The 289-nt window shown below is 65.7% G+C and carries 1 pseudogene; it reads right to left on the bottom strand.

Features of this window, described 5'->3' with window-relative positions:
* A pseudogene (locus EN862_RS35735) lies at window positions 1-289 on the bottom strand (ornithine carbamoyltransferase); the annotation flags it as partial.

Genomic DNA, 289 nt, shown 5'->3' on the forward strand with positions numbered 1-289 from the left:
GATGGGCCGGCAGGCAATGCATGAACAGGGCGTCGGGCTTTGCCTTGGCCATCAGCGCGGCGTTGACCTGATAGGGCGAGAAGACATTGTGACCGCGGGCACGGTGTTCCTGGCCCATCGACACCCAGCAGTCGGTGACGACGCAGTCGGCCTGATGGACGGCCTCCTCGGCCGAGCGGGTGAAGTTGAGCTTGCCGCCATTGGCCTTCGACCAGCCGATGTGCTTCTCGTCCGGCTCGCTGCCTTCCGGCACCGCGACGTTGAGGTTGAAGCGGAAACGCGCCGAGGC

Source organism: Mesorhizobium sp. M2E.F.Ca.ET.219.01.1.1 (assembly GCF_004016445.2).
GTDB lineage: Bacteria > Pseudomonadota > Alphaproteobacteria > Rhizobiales > Rhizobiaceae > Mesorhizobium.